The following is a 19,791-nucleotide window of genomic DNA, read 5'->3' as shown; positions in this document are numbered from 1 at the left end:
GCCAACACCTCGCAATCTTCTCCGACCGACCGGTACCTCCCGGACCGGCGTTCGAGGCCCCCGCCGGGATAGCCTGGGCGCTGCCCGTCCACACGCCATCCGCACCAGGAGGATCGTCCATGCCGAATCCCGCCGCCGACCGCGACCCGATCCTGCAGCGGCTGGCCGCCCGTGGCCGGGTCCGCGTGATCGTCGCCGGTGGCGGCACCGGTGGGCACACCTATCCGGCGGTGGCGGCCGTGCGCGCGCTGCGGGATCTGGCGGCCGAGGCCGGGGCGAGCGCCGAGGTGCTGTGGGTGGGCGTGCCCGACAGCCTCGAGCAGCGGGTGGCGGCCGAGAACGACGTCGAGTTCACCGGCATCAAGGCGGGAAAGCTTCGCCGCGACCGCAATCCGCTCAAAATGCTCAACAAGGACAATGCGCGGGATGCGCTGCGGGTTCCGATCAGCGTCGTCACCGCTCAGGGGGTTGTGCGCGCGTTCCGGCCCGACGCCGTGCTGTGCACCGGCGGCTACGTATGTGCCCCCATCGGCATGGCCGCGGCACTGCGCCGACGGCCGCTGGTCATTCACGAGCAGACCACCGGCATCGGCAAGGCCAATCTGCTGCTCGCGCGCATGGCCGATCGGATCGCGCTCAGTTCCGAGGCGTCCATCGGCATGCTGCCCGCGAAGGTTCGGGATCGGGCCCTGGTCACCGGCAACCCGATCAGGCCCGCGCTGACCACGGGTGATCCCGCCGCGGCGGTCAAGGCGCTGGAGTGGGACGGCTACACCCCCGGCCTGCCGACCGTCTACATCACCGGTGGAGCGCAGGGCGCGGTGCAGATCAACGATCTGATCCGGGAGCTGCTGCCCGAACTGCTGTTGCAGGCCAACGTGATTCACCAGTGCGGACGACTGTCCTTCGAGCAGGTCCGCGACAGCGCAGCCACCCTGCCCGACGAGGTGCGCGGCCGCTACCTGGTCCGCGAATTCATCGGACCCGAACTCCCCGACGTGCTGGCGTTGACCGATGTGGTGGTATCCCGTTCCGGCGCAGGCACTCTCGCCGAGCTCACCACCCTCGGCAAGCCCTCGGTGCTGATCCCCTACCCGCATTCCGTCGGCGGCGAGCAGATCCGCAATGCCCGCATCCTGGCCGAGAACAATGCCGCCCGCGCGCTGGTGGGCGCGGATGCCACGGTCGCCAACCTGCGCACCGCGCTGACCGAGCTGCTCACCGAATCCGACTCCCGCGCAGCCGTTTCCGCCGCCGCCAAGGCCCTGGGCCACCCACTGGCCGCCGAGCACCTGGCCCTCACCGTGCTGGATCTCGCGACCCGCTGAGAAAAACTAGCCGCCCATGATCAGGCAGGCGCTGGTGGCGGTGGCCAGCAGCGTCCCGTCGGCATCGCGCAGATCGGCCTCGGCGAAAGCGACACGTCGCCCCGGCTTGGTGACCCAGCCGTGCGCGCGGATCTCACCGGTGTGCGCGTGGATGGGCCGCAGGTAGTTCAACTTGATCTCGATCGAGCTGTAGCCGACCCCGGCGGGCAGCGTGGTGTGCACGGCGCAGCCCGCCACCGAGTCCAGCAGCGTGCAGGCCACGCCGCCGTGCACCATGCCGATCGGGTTGTACATGGATTCGTCAGGGGCGCAGGTGAATACGACGTCGCCCTGCGCAACCTCGACCGGCCGCATATTGAACAGCCCGCCGATCGGCGCGCCCGGAATCTCCCCGTTCATCATCGCGGTGAGGTACTCCAGCCCGGTCTTGCCGACCGCGGCCTCCAGTCCGACCTTGGGGTCGAACCACTGCACGGTTTTGCTGCGCGCTTCGCCCCAGGACTCGGGCACGTCGATGGTCGTCATATCCAGCACCCTAACACTCTGAGTTCAGATTACGAACCTAGGTAGAATGTGTCACATGGCACGGAACTGTTCGGTGGCCGCCACCCTGGAGTTGATCGGCGAGCAATGGTCGCTGCTGGCACTGCGCGAGGTTTTCCTCGGGGTGCGGCGCTTCGACGCCATCGCCGACGCCACCGGCGCGCCGCGCGCGGTGCTGGTGCGGCGACTACGCACCCTGGTCGAGACCGGCATTCTCGAGCGCGTCGACTATCGGGAGCCGGGCGCGCGCACCCGGCAGGAGTATCGGCTCACCTCGGCCGGACGGGAACTGCAGCCGGTGCTGACCGCGCTCATGCAGTGGGGTGACAAACATCTGGCCGGACCCGACGGACCACCGTTGGCGATCACTCACACCGAGTGCGGTGAACCGGTCCGCGCGACCCTGTGTTGCGCCGCGGGGCATCACCTCGAGGACACCGGCCGCGAACTCACGGCGACCCCGAGGTAGGACCGCGTCACACGCAAAGCTCGCTTGCCACATTACCTTTCATGACATGGGTAACGAGGGTGACATTCCCGACCGGCGAAACCCGTAAAGAACAGGTAATGTCGGAGGTGTCAGCAAGTTCTCGGCTATTCCGAGAGATTGGAGATGCCATGCAAATCCAGGTCTTCGCCGACAAGCATGTCGGCGGTGGCGCGATCGCCCAGGAAGCAACGGACACCATCGCTTCGGTACTGGATCGATTCGCAGATCACCTCACCCGGGTCGAAGCCCACATCACCGATGTGAACGGCCACAAGGGCGGTTCCGAAGACAAGAAGTGCACCCTCGAAGCGCGGCCGAAAGGCCAGCCGCCGGTAGCGACCACGCACCGCGCCGCCACCGTCGAGGATGCCTACACCGGGGCCGCGGACAGCATGGCTCACCTGCTCGACAGCAAATTCGGTCGACTCCACCACGCCAAGGGCGGAGAGACAATCCGCCACTTAGTGGCGGACTGAGAGTTGAAACAACTCTCGTAACTCTCAGGGGCAAGCCCCTGAAACCCCGAAATTCCAAGAGGCAGCCCCGAAAGGCATTGGGCCGCAGGGGCTGCCCCAAACCCCGCCGGACCGCCGTGCCCCCGAGGCGTGGTGGCCCGAATTCCTAAGGCAATAGTCCGAGGCGGCGTGCTCGCACGACCGCCTCGTGGCGGTTGTGGGCGCCGAGTTTCGTCATAGCGCTGCGCAGGTAGCTCTTCACCGTTTCGGGGCGGACCGAGAGACGCTGCGCTGCTTCGAGATTCGTGCATCCCAAGGCGATGACGGCGAGTACGTCCAGTTCGCGAGGGGCGAGGGTCACCGCGTCGTCCGGAGCCGCGACGCCCGATACGAGGCGGGCGAGTTTCTCTGTCACGTCTCGTAGGCGGGAGCGCGCCGCTGCGTCCGATACCACCTGGGTGATGCCCCGCAGTTCCGCGTGCAGATCCCGAAGTTGTTCGGTGACAACAGTGTTGGCGCTCGTCATGGCCTCCCGCGCGAAGGACATCCGCAGTCGCCGATCCACCTCGTCACGGATGGCCAGTTCGGTGGCGAGGCGGCGGCCCGCCTGCACCATTTCGTCGGCGATGCGGTCGCCGATCACTCCGGAATCCCGGTTGGCCACGTAGAGGACCGCGCGGGCCTGGCCGTTGAGGACCACCGGTACCGCCACCACCGCGCGCAGTCCCTCCCCGAGGACGGGCGCGTCGTAGTGGTGGGTGATGGTGGAGGCGGAGCGGTAGTCGGCTACCGAGCGCGGCTTGCCGGTGGCCACCGCCGAGCCGCCCAGTCCGGAACTGGGTGCGACGGAAAGTCCGCGCATGCCGTTGGTGCGGGTGCCGACGAACTCGCTGAGCACCAGCGTGCCCGCGTGTACCTCGCCGCCGAAGACGACCGGCAGCTTGGACAGGGCGGCGAGCGAGCGTAGTTCAGCGCGCAGCGCGTCCCCGTCGCTCGGGCGGAGCAAGCCGTCGCCGTCCGGAGTCATCGGCTAACCCCTTTCGGGGGTGGTCGGGGCTGGGTGTGACGTAGATCCTACTGGTGTGAGTGAGAGCACGGAGAGCTATGCCTTCGGGGTCTGGGACGCACCCCTGCTGGGCGACACGATCGGCGCGAATCTGGATCGGACGATGGCCGCGCATCCGGATCGGGAGGCGCTCGTCGACTACACCACCGGCATCCGCTGGACCTACCGCGAGTTCACCGCCGAGGTGGACGCGCTGGCGCTGGGCCTGCTGGCGGCCGGGATCGGCAAGGGCGACCGGGTCGGCATCTGGGCCCCGAACTGCCCGCAGTGGACGCTGACCCAGTACGCGACCGCCAAGATCGGCGCGATCCTGGTCAATATCAATCCGGCCTATCGCTCGCACGAGCTGCGCTATGTGCTGCGCCAGGCCGGGATTCGCCTACTGGTGGCGGCCCCGTCGTTCAAGACCTCCGATTACGCGGCCATGATCACCGAGGTCCGGCCCGAGTGCCCGGAACTCGAACAAGCCGTGCTGCTGGACAGTCTGCAGTGGCTCGAGCTGTTCGCCACCGGTCGCGCCGCCGACCCGGATCTGCTGACCGCCGCGCAGTCCGCGCTGTCCACCGACGATCCGATCAATATCCAATACACCTCGGGCACAACCGGTTTCCCCAAGGGCGCGACGCTCAGCCACCACAACATCCTCAACAACGGCTACTTCGTCGGGGAACTGTGCGGCTACACCGAGCAGGACAAGATCTGCATTCCAGTCCCCTTCTACCACTGCTTCGGCATGGTGATGGGGAATCTGGCCGCCACCAGTCACGGTGCAGCCATGGTGATTCCGGCACCGGCCTTCGATCCGCGCGCCACCCTGGAGACCGTCGCGGCCGAGCGCTGCACCTCGCTCTACGGGGTGCCGACCATGTTCATCGCCGAGCTGGCCGATCCCGAATTCGACAGCTACGACCTGTCATCGCTGCGCACCGGAATCATGGCCGGTTCGCCGTGCCCGGTCGAGGTGATGAAGCAGGTCATCGATCGCATGGGCATGCGCGAGGTGAGCATCTGCTACGGCATGACCGAGACCTCCCCGGTCTCCACCCAGACCCGCGCCGACGACTCGCTGACCCAGCGCACCGCCACCGTCGGCCGCGCCGGGCCGCACCTGGAGATCAAGATCGTGGACCCGGTGACCGGGGTGACCGTCCCGCGCGGACAGGCCGGCGAGCTGTGCACACGCGGCTATTCGGTGATGCTCGGCTACTGGGGCGAGCCGGAGAAGACCGCCGAGGCCATCGATGCCGCGCGCTGGATGCACACCGGCGACCTGGCCACCCTGGACGCCGACGGCTACGTCGCCATCACCGGCCGCATCAAGGACATGGTCATCCGCGGCGGGGAGAACATCTACCCGCGCGAGATCGAGGAATTCCTCTACACCCACCCCGACATCCTCGACGCCCAGGTGATCGGAGTACCCGACGCCAAGTACGGCGAGGAATTGATGGCGTGGATCCGGATGCGCCCGGGTACAACACCTTTGACGGCGGAGAGCCTGCGCGAGTACTGCACCGGCAAGCTGGCCCACTACAAGATCCCCCGCTACGTGCACCTGGTCGAGGAATTCCCGATGACGGTCACCGGCAAGATCCGCAAGGTCGAGATGCGCGAGATCGGCGCTCGGCTGATCGAGGAGGACGCATGACGAACACCGACGCCTACCGCGCCGCCCGCGACGGGCTGCTATCCGCGGCCACCGATTACGACGCCGCCCTGCGCGATTTCCAGTGGCCGCACCTGACCGGCGAATTCAACTGGGCCACCGACTGGTTCGACGTCATCGCCCGCGACAACGACCGTCCCGCGCTGTGGATCGTCGAGCAGGACGGCTCCGAGCAGCGGGTCGGCTTCGCCGAGATGGCGCAGCGCTCGGACCGGGTGGCGACCTGGCTGGCCGGTCTGGGCGTCGGCAAGGGCGATCGGGTCATGCTCATGCTGGGCAATCAGGTGCAGCTGTGGGAGGCCATGCTGGCGGTGGCCAAGCTGGGCGCGGTCATCATGCCGACCACCGGGGCGCTGGGCCCGGCCGATCTGAGCGACCGGATCGAGCGTGCCACAGCGCGTTTCGTGATCGCCAACGACGCCGACACGGCCAAGTTCGACGAGGTGCCCGGCGACTACACGCGCATCGTGGTGGGCGAGTCCGTCCCCGGCTGGCACGACTACGCCGACGCCGCGACCGTCGCCTCGACGGGCCCGTTCCGGCCCGGCACCGAGGTGACCGATCCGCTGCTGGTCTATTTCACCTCCGGCACCACCAGCAAGCCGAAGATGGTGCAGCACTCCCAGATCAGTTACCCGGTCGGTCATTTGAGCACCATGTACTGGCTCGGCTCCCGGCCCGGCGATGTCCACCTGGCCATCAGCGCGCCCGGCTGGGCCAAGCACGCCTGGAGCTGTTTCTTCGCGCCGTGGCTGGCCGAGGCGACCGTATTCGTCTACAACTACGCGCGTTTCGACGCTGCCGCGCTCCTGGATCAACTGCGCCGCGCCGAGGTGAACACGTTCTGCGCTCCACCCACGGTGTGGCGCATGCTGATTCAGGCCGATCTGGGCGAGCGTCCGATCGGGCTGCGGGAAATCCTCGGCGCGGGTGAGCCATTGAACCCGGATGTCATCGCCCAGGTGGAGAAGGCCTGGGGCCTGACCATCCGCGACGGCTTCGGCCAGACCGAAACCACGCTGCAGGTGGGCAATACGCCCGGCCAGCCGCTCAAGCCCGGTTCCATGGGCCGCCCCGCGCCCGGGGTGCCGGTGGTCCTGGTGGATCCGATCACCGGGCAGCTCGCCGACGAGGGTGAGATCTGTCTGGATCTCGCTGCGGCGCCGGTGAATCTGATGACCGGCTACCTCGGCGATCCGGAGCGCAATGCCGCGGTGATGGACGGTGGCTATTACCACACCGGTGATGTCGCCGTGCGGGATTCGGACGGTTACATCACCTACATCGGCCGCACCGATGATGTGTTCAAATCCTCCGACTACAAGGTCTCCCCCTTCGAACTCGAGAGCGTGCTCATCGAACATCCGGCCGTGGTGGAAGCCGCCGTGGTGCCGCAGCCGGACGACACGCGCCTCGCGGTGCCCAAGGCGTACGTCACGCTGGCGGCAGGATGGGAACCGAACCGCGAAACCGCCCGCGCCATCCTCGAATACGCCCGCGATCACCTGGCCCCGTACCTGCGGGTCCGTCGCCTGGAATTCACGGAACTACCGAAGACCATTTCCGGCAAGATCCGCCGCGTCGACCTGCGCCGCCGCGAGGAGCAGGCCCACGCGGCCGGCGAAACCCTCTCCACCGAGTACCGCTACGAGGACGTACTGAGCGACACCACCCGCTGAATCCGCACCGCCCCATGCCACTACGACAGATCGGAGCTCCCGTGTCCCACACCGTGGAAACCGCGACCGCCTACGTCATCGCCGCCCTGGAGGCCAAGGGCACGGCGACCCGCGAGGACTTCGACATTCCCGGCATCGTCACCACCACGCACAGCCTCACGCAGACATGGGATTTCCAGGCGCTGGATCCCCGACGGTTCTGGGGCATCGCGGCTTCGTACATCCGCGCCTGAGCGCCCGACAACCGGACGGCAACCTTCCTGCGCGCCCGATGACCATGGTCGAGCGGGCTGCCTCACAGTTCGGCGAATTCCCGGTTTCCGGCCGGGAATTCCCCGCACCATTGGCGTATGCACACCTCCGATACCGTCTCGCTGCCCCGGTTCGTCCTGCGCCACGCGGCCGGGGCAGGTATCGATCCGCAGCGGCTGGCCCGCCAGGCCGGGCTGCCGGACTGGCTGACGGCCGCGGGCACCGCGCGGGTGGCCAGCAACATCTATCCGCGGCTGTGGGAGCTGCTCACCCACGAAACCGGCGATCCGGACGCGACGTTGCGGGTGCTCGGGGAATACCGGCTCGGTGAGTTCGGCCTCTTCGACTATCTGATCTCGACCGCCGAGACGCTGCACGAGGGGCTCTCGGCCATCAACCCCTACATCGGCGCGGTGAGCACCAACTTCCGCTTCGAGCCGGGCGTGCAGACCGAGCGGGAGTCCTCCTTCGATCTGCACATGATCAATGCCGAGGGCCTGGGGCGGGAGCTGAGCGTGCAGTCCGGACTGGGCCTGGTGGTCTCGCGCATCCGCCAGATGACCGGTCGCGGAATCGATCCCGTGCGCATGACCTTCCAGCAGCGGGCCCCGCGCTCCCACGACGCCTTCGTCGACTACTTCGGCACCGCCGATCTGGAATTCGGCGCCTCCCGCAACAGTGTCACCTACCGCGTCGCCGATCTCGAGTTGCCCCACATCACCGCGGACCCGATGCTGGCGGCCGTGCTACGCCGCCACGCCGCCGCGCTCCCCCCGCCGCCCCCGCGCGCCACCGAATGGCCCGACCGGGTGGCCGACGCCCTGGCCGAGGTGCTCGACGCCTCCGACCCGCTGCTCGAGGAGGTCGCCCGCCGCCTCTACACCAGCCCCCGCACCCTGCAACGCCGTCTCGCCGAATCCGGCACCACCTGGAGTCTCGAGGTCGACCGCGCCCGCAAACGCCACCTGGAACACCCCGATCCTGCTGCCGCACAGCGGAAAGAAGCACTATGACCGGCTCGGACAGTGCGCTGCTGGCCCGGTTCGTGTTGCGGCGGGCGCGGGCGATGGGAGTGGATCCGCTGGAGTTGGCGCGGGCGGCCGGGGTCGGGGTCGGCGCGCTGGACGGGCCGGCGGGAAGCCTTCCGGGCCAATGCTATCCGCGGCTGTGGGAATTGTTCGAGCGGCGCATGGGCTCGTCCCACGTGGGACTGCTGGCGGCCCGCCGATATGGAATGGGAGAACTGGGGATGACGGATTATCTGCTGTCCACCGCCACGACCGTCGGCGAAGGATTACGCGCCGCAGGGGAATTCGGTTCGCGGATGAGCAGTGCCCGGCGGCTGCAGGTAGCGGCCGAGACGGACCGGCACCTCACCCTGACCACCGACACCGCGACCGACGCCGACAGCCGCGGTGCGGAACTGGCGGCGCAGGCCAGCTTCGCCTTCCTCACCGCCCGCGCCAGATTCGGCGCGCAGGCCGCCATCGTGCCCGCGGCGATCACTCTCCGCCAGCGCGCGCCACGCCACCATGCGCCGTTCCTCGAGTTCTTCGGCACCGGCACCATCGAATTCGGGGCCGAGGCCAATTCGTTGACGCTGCATCGCACCGACCTGGACCGGCAGCAGCACAGCGCGAATCCGGGATTGGCCGCGGTGCTGCGCCGCGGCGCCCGGGCGACCGTCCTGCCCGAACCGCCCGCCCGCGCCTGGGCCGATCTCGTAGCCGCCGAGCTGGATTCGGTGCGGCCCGAGGCGCTGGCGCCGAACCCGGTGACCTTGAACGAGATGGCCCGGCGCCTGAACACCAGTGCGCGCACGCTGCAGCGGCGGCTGGCGGCGGCGGGGACCGGCTGGCACCGGGAGTTGGCGAGCGCCCGCATGCGGCGTGGTGACGGGTCGTCGTGAGCAGCCGATCCGATTGTCACGACAGCATTCTCATGGCCCGCTTCGCGCTGGAGCGGGCCGCCCGAGCGGGGCTCGACGCCGATCGCATCGCCCGGCTGGCGGGGGTGCCCGCCTGGCGTGAGGGCGGGGAGGGCGACCGGGTGTCGTCGCGCTACTGCCTGCGGGTGTGGGAGCTGATCGAACAGGAGTCCGGCGATCCCGATATCGCGCTGCGGGTCTCGGAAGAGAGCACGCCCGGCGAGTTCGGACTGCTCGAGTACCTGTTCCTGTCGGCGGACACCTTGGGCTCGGCGCTGGAGGCATGCACGCGCCATACCGGCAGTCTCACAACGAGTTACCAATTCCGGATCGCCGAGCGCACCGAGCACGAGGTCCGCTACGAGGTACGGTCCGCGGTGGACGACTGCCGCGGCCGAGAGTTGTTGGTGCAGTGCTGTTTCGCCTTGGTGCTGGGCCGGGGTCGCGCGGCCACCCGCTGCCCCGTGGTGCCGTCGCAGGTGAGTTTTCGGCAGCCCGCACCGGCGGATCACAGCCGGTTCGTCAGCTTGTTCGGCACCCGCGCAATCGATTTCGGCTGCACCGCCGACACCGTGACGCTGCGGGCGGCGGATCTGGCGCTGCCGATGAAGTCGGCCGATCCGGAGTTGACGGCCGTGCTGCTGTCCTACGCGGCCACCCTGCCCACCACGCCCGAGTTCGGGGTGAGCTGGCTCGATCAACTCGGCGAGGCGATCGATGCGGCGCTGGAGGAGGGTCCGGCCACGCTGGAGTCGGTAGCGCGGCGGCTGCTGACATCACCAAGATCATTGCAGCGGCGCCTGGCCGACGCCGGCACCACCTGGCGGCGCGAGGTCGATCGCGCCCGCCGCCGCAGATTGCGCCGGGCGGAACACCTTTCGCGCGCCCAGCAGGCGGAATTCCTCGGATACGCGGATCCGGCGAGCCTGCGGCGGGCGGTGAACCGGTGGCGGGAGCGCGATGATTCATGAGAATCCGACCCCGCCCGAGACCCGAAATCGCACCTACCGTACGGTATTCCGGCAACCACACAGCTAGGTTGGCGTGCCCCGGATCGGTTTGGCGTCTTCGGAACTCCCCTGCGGCGTAACCGGAAACAAGACTGGTCGGGAACGCCATGACGCGCCGGCCGCGAGGCTCGCCACGGCGTTGCAGCACCCACCCGGACCGGTTTAATCGATTGGAGCTTCCTCGTGGCCCACACCGCAGAAACCGCCACCGCCTACGTCGTCACCGCCGTGGAGGCCAAGGGCACCGCCACCCGGCACGACTTCGATATCCCGGCGATCGTGAGCGCCACCCACAGCCTCACCGAGAGCTGGGATTTCCACAGCGTGGACCGGGGCATGTTCTGGAACATCGTCGCCACGTTCCTGGAGCACTGAGCCGAGCGAGACGCGGAGCGCTAGACGCCGTCGACGGACAGCACCGCGGTCATGAGGGCCATCGCCGCCGAGCAGGGATCGGGCCGGTCGGTGTGATCGCGGTTGTGCACCCACCAGGTGACGGTCCCGGTATCGGCCACCGTCACCGCGCAACTCCCCGGATCCTTCGGATCGCGCCAGTACATGCCGCCGAAGTTCCGCACGACCAAACGCTCGATCTGGTAACCGAATTGGCCCGCGATCTGCACCTCGCGCGACAGGGTGTCGTCGTGCAACCAGGCATAGGTCAGGTCGACGGCGCCACCGCCCGCGTTCACCGCGGTCCAATCGCAGATGGTGGGCTCGCTCAACCGCTTCAGACCGCTGACCCCGATCGTGCTCGCCAGCTTCTGATCCTCCAGCGGACCGCAGCCCGCCAGCAGATTCGGATCGGTGGCCGGGCGCACCTCGGCCTCCTTGCTGCCGTGCGAGCAGCCGGTCACCGTGGCGATCAGCAACGCCGCCACCGCGATTCGGGAATACCAGCGTGCCATCAGCCCTGTCCCGCCTGCTTCAACGTGTCACCGGCCAGGAGGATCAACGGCAGGCAGGTGGGCTCCTTCGCGGCATCCCAGGGGATGCCGCCCTGCACGGACCAGTCGATGAAATCGGTGTCACCGAAGGCAACCGCCACCTCGCACGTCTGGCTGCCCTGCCAATAGATACCCGAGCGGCCCCCGACCTGAAGGGTATTGGGCTTGCCCGAGGTGACCTGGCTGCGGCGCTCCTCCAATGAGCTGCCTCGGAACCAGTGAAACACCACCGTATGGCCGGTGCTCGACGGCGATTGCCAAACGCAACTCATGGGGTTCACCGATACCCGCTGCAAATCGCTCAACCCGGTCCGCTGACCGACCTCGGCGTCCTCCACCCCACCGCAGAGCCCGATCGTATTCGGCGACGGCGCTACCGCTTTGGGCGCGGCACTCGTGGTGGTGGCCGCCGCCGGCTGGGTCGAGGAGCCGCCGCAACCCGCGAGGGCCACCCCGATCAGGGCGATCCCCACCGCCGCGCCCACCGCTCTCATCACGCCGACCAGCGTAGGCGAACGCCACGACTCGTGCGATCTGCGCCACCGCAGAATATGAATTTTGACAATTCACAGGATATTAACTACGTTCGTAATCGCACCTCGATAGGCGAGGCTCCTGTACGAACACAGGCCACTGATCTGACGACGTCGAGAGACGCCCAAGGTTAGGACAGATTTCCCCGGATTAAGGGGTTATCCAAAGTGGCTTTCCCGCGAAAGCGGAATACGTCGCACAGTGCCGAAGCTCTGACGAGAGGGGTGTTCGTCCCTTTCCGGTTTCGCCGGGCGACCTTCCCCGTGTGCGCTGACGTATCGCGTTCAACCAGTTTGAGGAGGTCGGGGCAGCCAGATGACGCCCTCTGACAGTCCGGAGTCTCCGGACCGGCCCCTCCGCCTGCGAGCGGGCCGCTAAGCACACCCACGTCGCGTCGCCTCGACGCACGTAAATCCACCGATATTCCGGTGCCGCATTCTGCGCGGTTCCGCAATATTCGCATGCCTCTTTCCGTATCGAATTCGGAAATTTCGCCACTGGCATCACGCCGTCCGCACGATCGTGCGCGACGGAATTCACCGCTGCCCGTAATACCCCTCGGGCCGCGGCAGATGAGGGGACACCATCCTGATGAGAATTCGTATGTTCGCCGGGCTGGCCGCGTTGACCAGCGTCGCCCTGCTGACCACGCACGCCACCGCGCACGCCGAACCCACGGCCATCGAGGCCCGGGCCACGATCGTCGATCGCACGGTGCAACTACACACCGACGCGGGCTCACTGCGGGTGGAGCACGACCGCCTGCAGCTCCTCGACCCCGCCGGGATCGTCGTGACTTCGCTCCCGTTGCAGCTGGCCAAGCAGGGCTCCATGTATCCGATCGACGCCCGGATCAACGGCAACACCGCCATTCTCGCGCCGCGCACCGATCTCGCCCGGCCGCTCACCGACGACGAGCGCGCCCAGACCGAGCAGGCCGCCACCGCGCCGGTCCGAAATTTCGACCTGCGCGCGATCAGCGACGGCGACAGCCCCGAGGACCGCTTCAACAATGCGATGGGTCACGTCAACACCGAGATCGGTGCGGCCGTCGCGGTGGCCACGCTGCTGGGCGCGGTCATCGGTGGCCCGCTCGGCTGCCTGTTCGCGGGTGCGCTCACCACCGTCGCGGCGGGTCCGGTGGGCGCGGTCGTCGGCTGTCTGGCCGGGGCCGTCATCCGCGCGGGCATGGGGGTCGTGGTGTTCAACGTGCTCATCGGCGTGCCCGCGCTGATCGGGTCGGCGATCCACTTCTTCAATGTCGTGAACGCGCCGCCCGCCGCTGAATGAGGAATCAGTCATGACTCTGGAAATCGCAATCCCCAACAGCCCCAAGACAACTCCCGAGGCCCGTCGGGTCCGCCGCGGGCTGCGCCCCGCCGACTACCTGCTGCTGGCCGCGGGCGTGGTGCTGACGGTGTTGGTGGTCAGGCTCTTTCGCGACATCTCGGTGCCGTGGCTGCCCGGTGACAGCCCGGACACCGTCTCCACCGATCCCGCGAACCTGCCCTACTACGCGGCCCGCACCACGCTGCGCATGTTCGCCGGGCTGGTCGCGTCCATCCTCTTCACGCTCGTCGTCGGCCAGTGGGCCGCACACTCCCGGCGCGCGGAGAAGGTGCTCATCCCGCTGCTCGACATTCTGCAGTCGGTGCCGGTGCTGGCGCTGGTATCGATCACGGTGACGGCGTTCATCGCGCTGTTCCCGGGCTCGTACCTCGGCGCGGAGGCGGCGTGCGTCTTCGCCATCTTCACCGCGATGGCCTGGAACATGACCTTCGCCTACTACCAGGCCCTGCGCAATATGCCCCGCGAGCTGGACGAATCGGCGCGCATGATGCGACTGACCCGCTGGCAGCGGCTGACCCGGGTCGAGATTCCGGCCGCCATGATCCCGATGGTGTGGAACGGGATGATGAGCTTCGGCGGGGCCTGGTTCATGCTGGCGTCCTCGGAGATCATCAGTGTGTCCGGCAACGATCAGGCGCTGCCCGGCATGGGCTCGTTCATCGCCGCCGCCACCTCGCAGGCAGCGGTCGGTCAACTCGTGATCGGCGCGGTCGTCATGGTCGTGACCATCGTGCTGGTGAACGTGCTGTTCTGGCGACCGTTCACGGCTTGGTCGGAACGGTTCCGGGTGGAGCACACCGAGGCCGCCCAGGCCCCGCGCAGCCTGGTACTGGATCTGTTGCGCCGCACCACGATTCCCGCTCGGATCGCGGGGAGCCTGCGGCCGGTCGGCGAGGCGGTCGATCGCGGCATGCGGATCTTCGGGCGCGCCACCCGCTCCCCCTTCGAGCCGAAGCGCGGCAGCCTGGCCGGGGACGTGGTGTTCTTCGCCGTGCTGTTCACGGCCCTCGGCTGGGGTGCGTGGACGCTGGCCCGATACTTCGAGCGCACAGTCGGTTTCGCCGAATTCGGGCCCGCCTCGCTGATGGGTCTGGCCAGCCTCAGCCGGGTGGCGGTGCTGCTGGTGTTCTCCACCATCGTGTGGGTGCCGGTCGGCGTGTGGATCGGGATGAATCCGCGCATCTGCCGGTTCGCGCAGCCGGTGGTCCAGGTCATGGCGAGCTTCCCGGCCCAGTTCCTCTACATCTTCGTGGTCGCGGGACTGACCTACACCGGCATCTCGCTCAATATCGGCGGCACCGTGCTGATGGCCCTGGGCGCGCAGTGGTACGTGCTGTTCAACGTGATCGCGGCCGCCGGGCAGATTCCCACCGATCTGCGCGAGGCCATGGACGATCTGGGCGTGCGCGGGCGGGAACGCTGGAAGTCGTTGATCCTGCCCGCGATCGCCCCCGGCTACGTGGTCGGCGCGATCACCGCGTTCGGCGGCGCCTGGAACGCCACCCTGGTCGGCGAGGTCGTCGATTCCGGCGGCACGCACCTGGAGGCGTTCGGGCTCGGCGCGTACATCACCAATGCCACCAGCAATGACGAGTTCGCCAAGGTCCTGCTCGGCACCCTCGTCATGAGCGTGGTCACGGTGGCCATCAACCGCGTGGTCTGGCGACGCCTGCAGCGCACCGCCGAAACCCGTTACGCACTCGTCTAGAAAGGAGGACGCCATGTCCACCCCCGTCATCACCGTGGATCGCGTCACCAAGAACTTCACCAACCCCTCCGGCGAGCAGCTGGCGGTCCTCTCCGATGTCCGCATGGAGTTGCGCGAGGGCGAAATCGTCGCGCTGCTGGGCAAATCCGGCTCCGGCAAGTCCACGCTCATGCGCATCATCGCCGGGCTGGTGCAGCCCTCGGCGGGCACGGCGCGGCTGCGCGACACCGAGATCACCGAGCCGAATCCCGGCACCGCCATGGTGTTTCAGACCTTCGCGCTGCTGCCGTGGCTGACCGTGCGGCAGAACGTCGAACTCGGGCTGCGTGCCCAGGGCATCCCGACCTACGAACGCGACGAGCGGGTCACCGACGCCATCGACATGATCGGGCTCGACGGCTTCGAAAACGCCTATCCCAAGGAGCTTTCCGGCGGCATGCGGCAACGCGTCGGGTTCGCGCGCGCCCTGGTGGTGCGGCCGGAAGTGCTGCTCATGGACGAGCCGTTCTCCGCGCTGGACGTACTCACCGCGGAGAACCTGCGCGGCGAGCTCATGCGGCTGTGGAACGAGACCGCCTTCCCCACCAAGACCATGCTGATGGTCACCCACAATATCGAGGAGGCGGTGCAGCTGGCCGACCGAATCCTGGTGCTGGACAACAATCCTGGACGCATCAAGGGCGAGATCAAGATCGGCATGGAGCAGCCGCGCGACCCGCGCAGCACCCAGTTCCAGAACCTGGTGGACCACGCCTACCGGATGCTCACCGACTCCCCCTACGACGGCGATCGGGAGACCGTCACACCCACCCCCACCAATCGGCCGCTGCCCGATGCCAGCGTGGACGGCATCGCGGGCATGCTGGATCTGGTCGCCATGAGCGGCGGGCGCGCGGATCTGCCCGATCTGGCCAGCGGGCTGCGCTTCGAACTCGACGACATCATGCCGCTGGTCGACGCCGCGCGGCTGCTGGGCCTGGCCACCGCCGCCGACGGGGATCTGGAGCTCACCGTCGACGGCCGGATGTTCATCGACGCCGACATCGACACGGCCAAGGCCATTTTCGCGCGGGTGGCGCGGGCCAAGGCACCCCTGGTCGCGGCCATCGATCACGCGCTGGCCGGGGCGCACAATCAGCGCATGCGCGACGGCTTCTTCCTGGATCTGTTGCGGCGCAACTTCACCCAGGATGCGGCGCGGCGGCAACTGCGCACCGCCGTGGACTGGGGGCGCTATGGCGAGCTCTACGAGTACGACGCGGATGAGCGACTCTTCCTACGTCATCCGGTGCACACGTGAGGGCTAGTCGTCGCGTTTGGCCCGCGCCCGGCGTTTGCCCTCGTGCATGGCCTGCACGCGGGCGACCGGAATGGTGTGCCCCTCGGCGATCAGGTCGGCGGGCAATTCCTGGGGCGCGGGCATCAGCTCGGACCACGGGTCTCGATCGCCGAGCTCCTTGACGGCGGAGCGAATCGTGAACTCGCGCGGGTCGATATGCGGAAGATCGGCCCACGCGATCGGGAACGACACCGTCGCCCCCGGCCGGATGCGCGGACTGTAGGCGGCCACCACGGTCGCGCCGCCGGCCCGGGTGGAGTCCAGGAAAACCTTGCCGCCGCGGTCTTCTCGAATGAAGGCCGTGGTGGCGAGGGCTGGATCCAGGCGTTCGGCGCGGGCCGCAATGGCCCGGGTGGCGGCCGCGGCGTCCTCGAGGTCGATGCCGTCGACGACCGGCACGAAGATGTGAACGCCTTTGGAGCCACTGGTTTTCACCGCACCGGCGAGCCCATCCGCCTCGAGCGCGCGGCGGATCAACTCGGCCGCGCCGACCACCTGATCGAATCCGGCTTCGGGCGCGGGATCGATGTCGAGCACGAGATGCGTTGGGCTGCCCGAATAGTCGACCAGTCCCGCAGCCGTCAGCAGGGTCACGTGGTACTCGACCGCCCGCTGATTGCCGAACCACAGCAGCGTGCGCACGTCGTCGCACACCGCGTAGGAGATCTCCCGCTTCGAGCTGCCCGCCCACAGCGTGGCCCGCTGCACCCACTCCGGCGTGTACTTGGGCAGGTTCTTCTGCATGAAGGGTTCTTGCCCCGGCCGCACCCGTACCACCGACAGCGGCCGGTCCCGCAGCACCGGCACCATCCGCTCCCCGACCGCCTCGAGGTAGTCGATCAACTCGCCCTTGGTGGCCTCGGCCCCGTCGAACAACGGACTGTCGAGACTGGAGAACTTCAGTCCGGCCCGCACGTCATCGCCCATCGGCCCACCATGCGCCCCGACAGTGCCGTCGTCAACCACCCGCGTCAGCGTGGAGATTCGAGGTCGGACTCGATCTCGGCCAGGATTCCGGGACGCCGCCGGGCGGCCAGCCAGAGCCAACCGCCGCCGATCACCAGGTAGGCCAGGAAGATGTAGGGGAACAGGTCGACCGGCCACGGGGGCAGCGGGTAGAAGCTGCCGACGGCGGGGACCAGGAGGAACACGAAGCCTGCCACCGCGATCACGACGGCCCGGCGGGAGAGTGCGCCGAGCTTGCGCAGGTACACCGGCGCGGCCACCACGACCATGAAGTAGACCAGCAGGAAGCCGAAGGCCGCCAGCGTGCCCGCGTCATTGAAGATGGTGAGGGTGTCGGTGCCCGCCGACCAGAACGCGGGTACCGCCATCATCAACAGGATGTAGGCGGTGAGGGCGATCGACGGAGTCGCATTGGCAGCGTGCACCTTTCCCAGCGCCGCCGGGAACACCGAGTGCCGAGCCATCGGATAGAGCAGTCGCGCACCGGCATTCAGGCACGACAGCGACAGGGCGAAGAAGCTGATCATCGCGCCGAGGTCGATGGGCAGTTTGAAGAAGCCCACATTGTCGAGGTCGGCGAGGGTGTTCAGCGGCATGGCCAGGGTGTCGAGGGTGGCGCTGGAATCGCGGGTGCCGTACACCTCGACGTAGCTCATCACCACGAAGAACAGTCCGGCGATGACCAGGCTCCACACCACCGCTCGCGGGATGCTGCGCAAGGGATCTCGCGCCTCACCGCCCATCGCGGTCGCGCTCTCGAAACCCACCAGGCTGAAGATGCAGGCGACCACGGCCAGGCTCATGCCGCGCGCCGAAGTCCCGTGCAGCGACAGCTGATCGGTGTCGATATGAATGCCGTGCGCGAACACCACCACGACGGCCAGCGCGAGAATGCAGACCACGGAAATGCCTTCGAGCACCAGCGTGAGCATCGAGGACAGCCGGACATCCTTCACCGCCAGCGCCCACGCGATGACGCCGAGCACCGCGAAGAAGACGACCGACGGAATATTCGCGTGAATTCCCAGCAGGCCCAGCACTTCCCGGCTGAATATGGTGAACCCGGTCATTCCGGCAATGCCGATGAACAGATAACACCACAGCAGCGCCCAGCCCGACAGCACCCCGCTGATCGGTCCGAGGCCGCGCCCGACATAGGCGTACATCGAGCCCGGAGACGTGGAGCGGCGGGCGAACTGATTGAGGTTGAAGGCCACGAACAGCAGCATCCCGGTGCCGAACAGGTAGGCCATCCAGGTGCCGGAACCGGCCGAGGAGAAGGCCAGCGGGATGATGAGCGCGGCGGTCATGGTCGGTGAGATCAGGGCCACCGACTGCGCCAGCAGCGCGGGGAAACCGAGTACGCCGCTGCGCAGTCCGGTGGCGGGCGGTGTCGTCGAGGTGGTGGCGGCCGGTTCGAATTCTGTGTAACTCATTGCGGTGCTTCCTTATTCGCCCCCGGAATTTCTGACACCCATGAGTGTGGGGATATCGCATTTCCGGCGGGCTGCGCACCGTTAAGGAGTGATTAATAGGATCTCACCCGATAAACAGAATATTCAATTCTCGACGAACACGCCGAATATCCGCCCATGTGAATGGAATTCACACCGGCGGATATTCGATATTCTTGATCAAAAATCAGTCGCGCACAGCCTCGATCAATATCTCCAGTTCGTCCACGACCGCGGCCTCCAGCGCCAACAGCGGCGGCCGGGGATCACCGGCCTCGAAACCGAGCGAGCGCAGCCCCGCCTTCACCGTCGCAGGGAGCGGACGCGAAACCAGCAGCCGCAGTAGCGGTTCCAGCCGCGCGAACAGCTGGTCGGCCTGCTCGATCTCGTTGTCGAGCAGCAGCTTCCAGAACGCCACCACCTGCTCGGGCACCAGACACGGCGCCGCCGTGCACCAACCGGCCGCCCCGGCCTGGAAGGCCTTGCGCGCCAGCGGATTACTGCCGTTGAAGAACGGCACCGTCCCGCCGGTCAACTCGGCGATCCGGTGCATGCGCCCGATATCGCCGGTCGATTCCTTGATCATGGTGATGTTGTCTACCGCGGTGACCAACTCGACCAGGAACTCCGGCGGCATGTCGATGCCGGTGGTGCCCGGATTGTTGTAGGCCATCACCGGGATGCCCACCGACTCGGCGACGGCGGTGAAGTGCTGCCGCAGTTCGCGTTCCGTGAGCCGCCAGTACGAGATGGGCAGCACCATGATCGCGTCCGCGCCACGGCTCTCCGCAATCCGGGCCCGCTTGATGGTGCCCGCCGTGGTGACCTCGGAAACCCCGACCACGGTCGGCACCCGCCCGGCGGCGCGTTCGATGGATTCGCTTGCGACGGTGGTCCATTCGTCATCGTCGAGGTAGGCGCTCTCCCCTGTGCTACCGAGCGGGGCGAGGGCGTCCACCCCGGCGTCGATCATCCGATCGATGAGGATGTGCAGGGCGGCGGTATCGATCTTGTTCCCGTCGGCCGTGAACGGCGTCACCGGGTAGGCCACGATTCCAGAAACAGTTGCAGGCATTG

Annotated in this window: 20 protein-coding genes and 1 riboswitch; of the genes, 13 read left to right on the top strand and 7 right to left on the bottom strand. The window is 67.7% G+C overall.

What is annotated here, in order from left to right; genetic code table 11:
* Positions 1-119 precede the first annotated feature (119 nt).
* Positions 120-1,328, top strand: coding sequence for a UDP-N-acetylglucosamine--N-acetylmuramyl-(pentapeptide) pyrophosphoryl-undecaprenol N-acetylglucosamine transferase (locus ACYVN4_RS04280; protein ID WP_460717888.1), 1,209 nt, complete (start codon positions 120-122; stop codon positions 1,326-1,328).
* Between the two features lie 6 nt (positions 1,329-1,334).
* Here the strand turns inward: ACYVN4_RS04280 and ACYVN4_RS04275 are convergent, their stop codons facing one another.
* Positions 1,335-1,853: a PaaI family thioesterase gene (locus ACYVN4_RS04275; protein WP_460717887.1), complete on the bottom strand. Its 519-nt coding sequence runs from the start codon at positions 1,851-1,853 to the stop codon at positions 1,335-1,337.
* A 55-nt stretch (positions 1,854-1,908) separates the two neighbouring features.
* On the opposite strand from ACYVN4_RS04275, the gene ACYVN4_RS04270 reads away from it, so the two are divergent.
* A complete protein-coding gene (locus tag ACYVN4_RS04270) occupies positions 1,909-2,340 on the top strand; it encodes a winged helix-turn-helix transcriptional regulator (RefSeq protein WP_460717886.1) in 432 nt (143 codons plus the stop codon).
* Positions 2,341-2,381: 41 nt separating this feature from the next.
* Entirely contained in the window at positions 2,382-2,837 is a 456-nt protein-coding gene (locus ACYVN4_RS04265; RefSeq protein WP_460717885.1) for a ribosomal subunit interface protein, read from the top strand.
* A gap of 145 nt (positions 2,838-2,982) precedes the next feature.
* Here ACYVN4_RS04265 and ACYVN4_RS04260 read toward each other — a convergent pair whose 3' ends face one another.
* Positions 2,983-3,843 (bottom strand): helix-turn-helix transcriptional regulator, encoded by an 861-nt coding sequence (locus tag ACYVN4_RS04260; RefSeq protein WP_460717884.1) that lies wholly within the window; start codon positions 3,841-3,843, stop codon positions 2,983-2,985.
* A gap of 55 nt (positions 3,844-3,898) precedes the next feature.
* Here ACYVN4_RS04260 and ACYVN4_RS04255 point away from each other — a divergent pair, with 55 nt between their 5' ends.
* The 7 genes from ACYVN4_RS04255 (at position 3,899) to ACYVN4_RS04225 (ending at position 10,791) form a co-directional block, all read left to right on the top strand.
* Complete coding sequence (locus tag ACYVN4_RS04255) at positions 3,899-5,530, top strand: AMP-binding protein (protein WP_460717883.1); 1,632 nt, start codon at positions 3,899-3,901, stop codon at positions 5,528-5,530.
* Complete coding sequence (locus ACYVN4_RS04250; protein ID WP_460717882.1) at positions 5,527-7,227, top strand: AMP-binding protein; 1,701 nt, start codon at positions 5,527-5,529, stop codon at positions 7,225-7,227. The genes ACYVN4_RS04255 and ACYVN4_RS04250 overlap by 4 nt, the downstream gene beginning before the upstream one ends.
* Positions 7,228-7,268: 41 nt before the next feature.
* A complete protein-coding gene (locus ACYVN4_RS04245; protein ID WP_460717881.1) occupies positions 7,269-7,460 on the top strand; it encodes a hypothetical protein in 192 nt (63 codons plus the stop codon).
* 117 nt (positions 7,461-7,577) lie between these two features.
* Positions 7,578-8,492 (top strand): AraC family transcriptional regulator ligand-binding domain-containing protein, encoded by a 915-nt coding sequence (locus ACYVN4_RS04240; protein ID WP_460717879.1) that lies wholly within the window; start codon positions 7,578-7,580, stop codon positions 8,490-8,492.
* Positions 8,489-9,388: an AraC family transcriptional regulator ligand-binding domain-containing protein gene (locus ACYVN4_RS04235; RefSeq protein WP_460717878.1), complete on the top strand. Its 900-nt coding sequence runs from the start codon at positions 8,489-8,491 to the stop codon at positions 9,386-9,388. The genes ACYVN4_RS04240 and ACYVN4_RS04235 overlap by 4 nt, the downstream gene beginning before the upstream one ends.
* A complete protein-coding gene (locus ACYVN4_RS04230) occupies positions 9,385-10,377 on the top strand; it encodes an AraC family transcriptional regulator (protein WP_460717877.1) in 993 nt (330 codons plus the stop codon). The genes ACYVN4_RS04235 and ACYVN4_RS04230 overlap by 4 nt, the downstream gene beginning before the upstream one ends.
* A 222-nt stretch (positions 10,378-10,599) precedes the next feature.
* Entirely contained in the window at positions 10,600-10,791 is a 192-nt protein-coding gene (locus ACYVN4_RS04225) for a hypothetical protein (RefSeq protein ID WP_379361225.1), read from the top strand.
* Between the two features lie 20 nt (positions 10,792-10,811).
* Here ACYVN4_RS04225 and ACYVN4_RS04220 read toward each other — a convergent pair whose 3' ends face one another.
* Both ACYVN4_RS04220 and ACYVN4_RS04215 read right to left on the bottom strand, forming a co-directional pair.
* Positions 10,812-11,324, bottom strand: a complete 513-nt coding sequence (locus ACYVN4_RS04220) for a DUF3558 family protein (protein WP_460717876.1) — start codon at positions 11,322-11,324, stop codon at positions 10,812-10,814.
* A complete protein-coding gene (locus tag ACYVN4_RS04215) occupies positions 11,324-11,857 on the bottom strand; it encodes a DUF3558 family protein (protein WP_460718361.1) in 534 nt (177 codons plus the stop codon). Before ACYVN4_RS04215 ends, ACYVN4_RS04220 begins: the two co-directional genes overlap by 1 nt.
* A 97-nt stretch (positions 11,858-11,954) precedes the next feature.
* Positions 11,955-12,128, top strand: a riboswitch (M-box (ykoK) riboswitch).
* 360 nt (positions 12,129-12,488) lie between these two features.
* Here ACYVN4_RS04215 and ACYVN4_RS04210 point away from each other — a divergent pair.
* The 3 genes from ACYVN4_RS04210 to ACYVN4_RS04200 are packed head-to-tail and all read left to right on the top strand — an operon-like array spanning position 12,489 to position 16,255.
* On the top strand, positions 12,489-13,187 hold the full coding sequence (locus ACYVN4_RS04210; RefSeq protein WP_460717875.1) for a hypothetical protein: 699 nt from the start codon (positions 12,489-12,491) through the stop codon (positions 13,185-13,187).
* Positions 13,188-13,197: 10 nt separating this feature from the next.
* Positions 13,198-14,955 carry an ABC transporter permease gene (locus ACYVN4_RS04205; RefSeq protein ID WP_460717874.1) on the top strand — a complete coding sequence of 586 codons (1,758 nt, stop codon included), beginning with the start codon at positions 13,198-13,200 and terminating at the stop codon, positions 14,953-14,955.
* 13 nt (positions 14,956-14,968) lie between these two features.
* Complete coding sequence (locus ACYVN4_RS04200; protein WP_460717873.1) at positions 14,969-16,255, top strand: ABC transporter ATP-binding protein; 1,287 nt, start codon at positions 14,969-14,971, stop codon at positions 16,253-16,255.
* A gap of 3 nt (positions 16,256-16,258) precedes the next feature.
* Here the strand turns inward: ACYVN4_RS04200 and ACYVN4_RS04195 are convergent, their stop codons facing one another.
* The 3 genes from ACYVN4_RS04195 to ACYVN4_RS04185 form a co-directional block, all read right to left on the bottom strand.
* A complete protein-coding gene (locus ACYVN4_RS04195; RefSeq protein ID WP_460717872.1) occupies positions 16,259-17,221 on the bottom strand; it encodes a DNA polymerase domain-containing protein in 963 nt (320 codons plus the stop codon).
* A 44-nt stretch (positions 17,222-17,265) separates the two neighbouring features.
* Entirely contained in the window at positions 17,266-18,696 is a 1,431-nt protein-coding gene (locus ACYVN4_RS04190) for an APC family permease (protein ID WP_460717871.1), read from the bottom strand.
* Positions 18,697-18,901: 205 nt separating this feature from the next.
* On the bottom strand, positions 18,902-19,789 hold the full coding sequence (locus ACYVN4_RS04185) for a dihydrodipicolinate synthase family protein (protein ID WP_460717870.1): 888 nt from the start codon (positions 19,787-19,789) through the stop codon (positions 18,902-18,904).
* Positions 19,790-19,791: the final 2 nt, after the last annotated feature.

Source organism: Nocardia heshunensis, assembly GCF_054782115.1.
The sequence above is the reverse complement of the archived record's forward strand: the minus strand, read 5'-3'. Positions and strand labels throughout refer to the sequence as shown.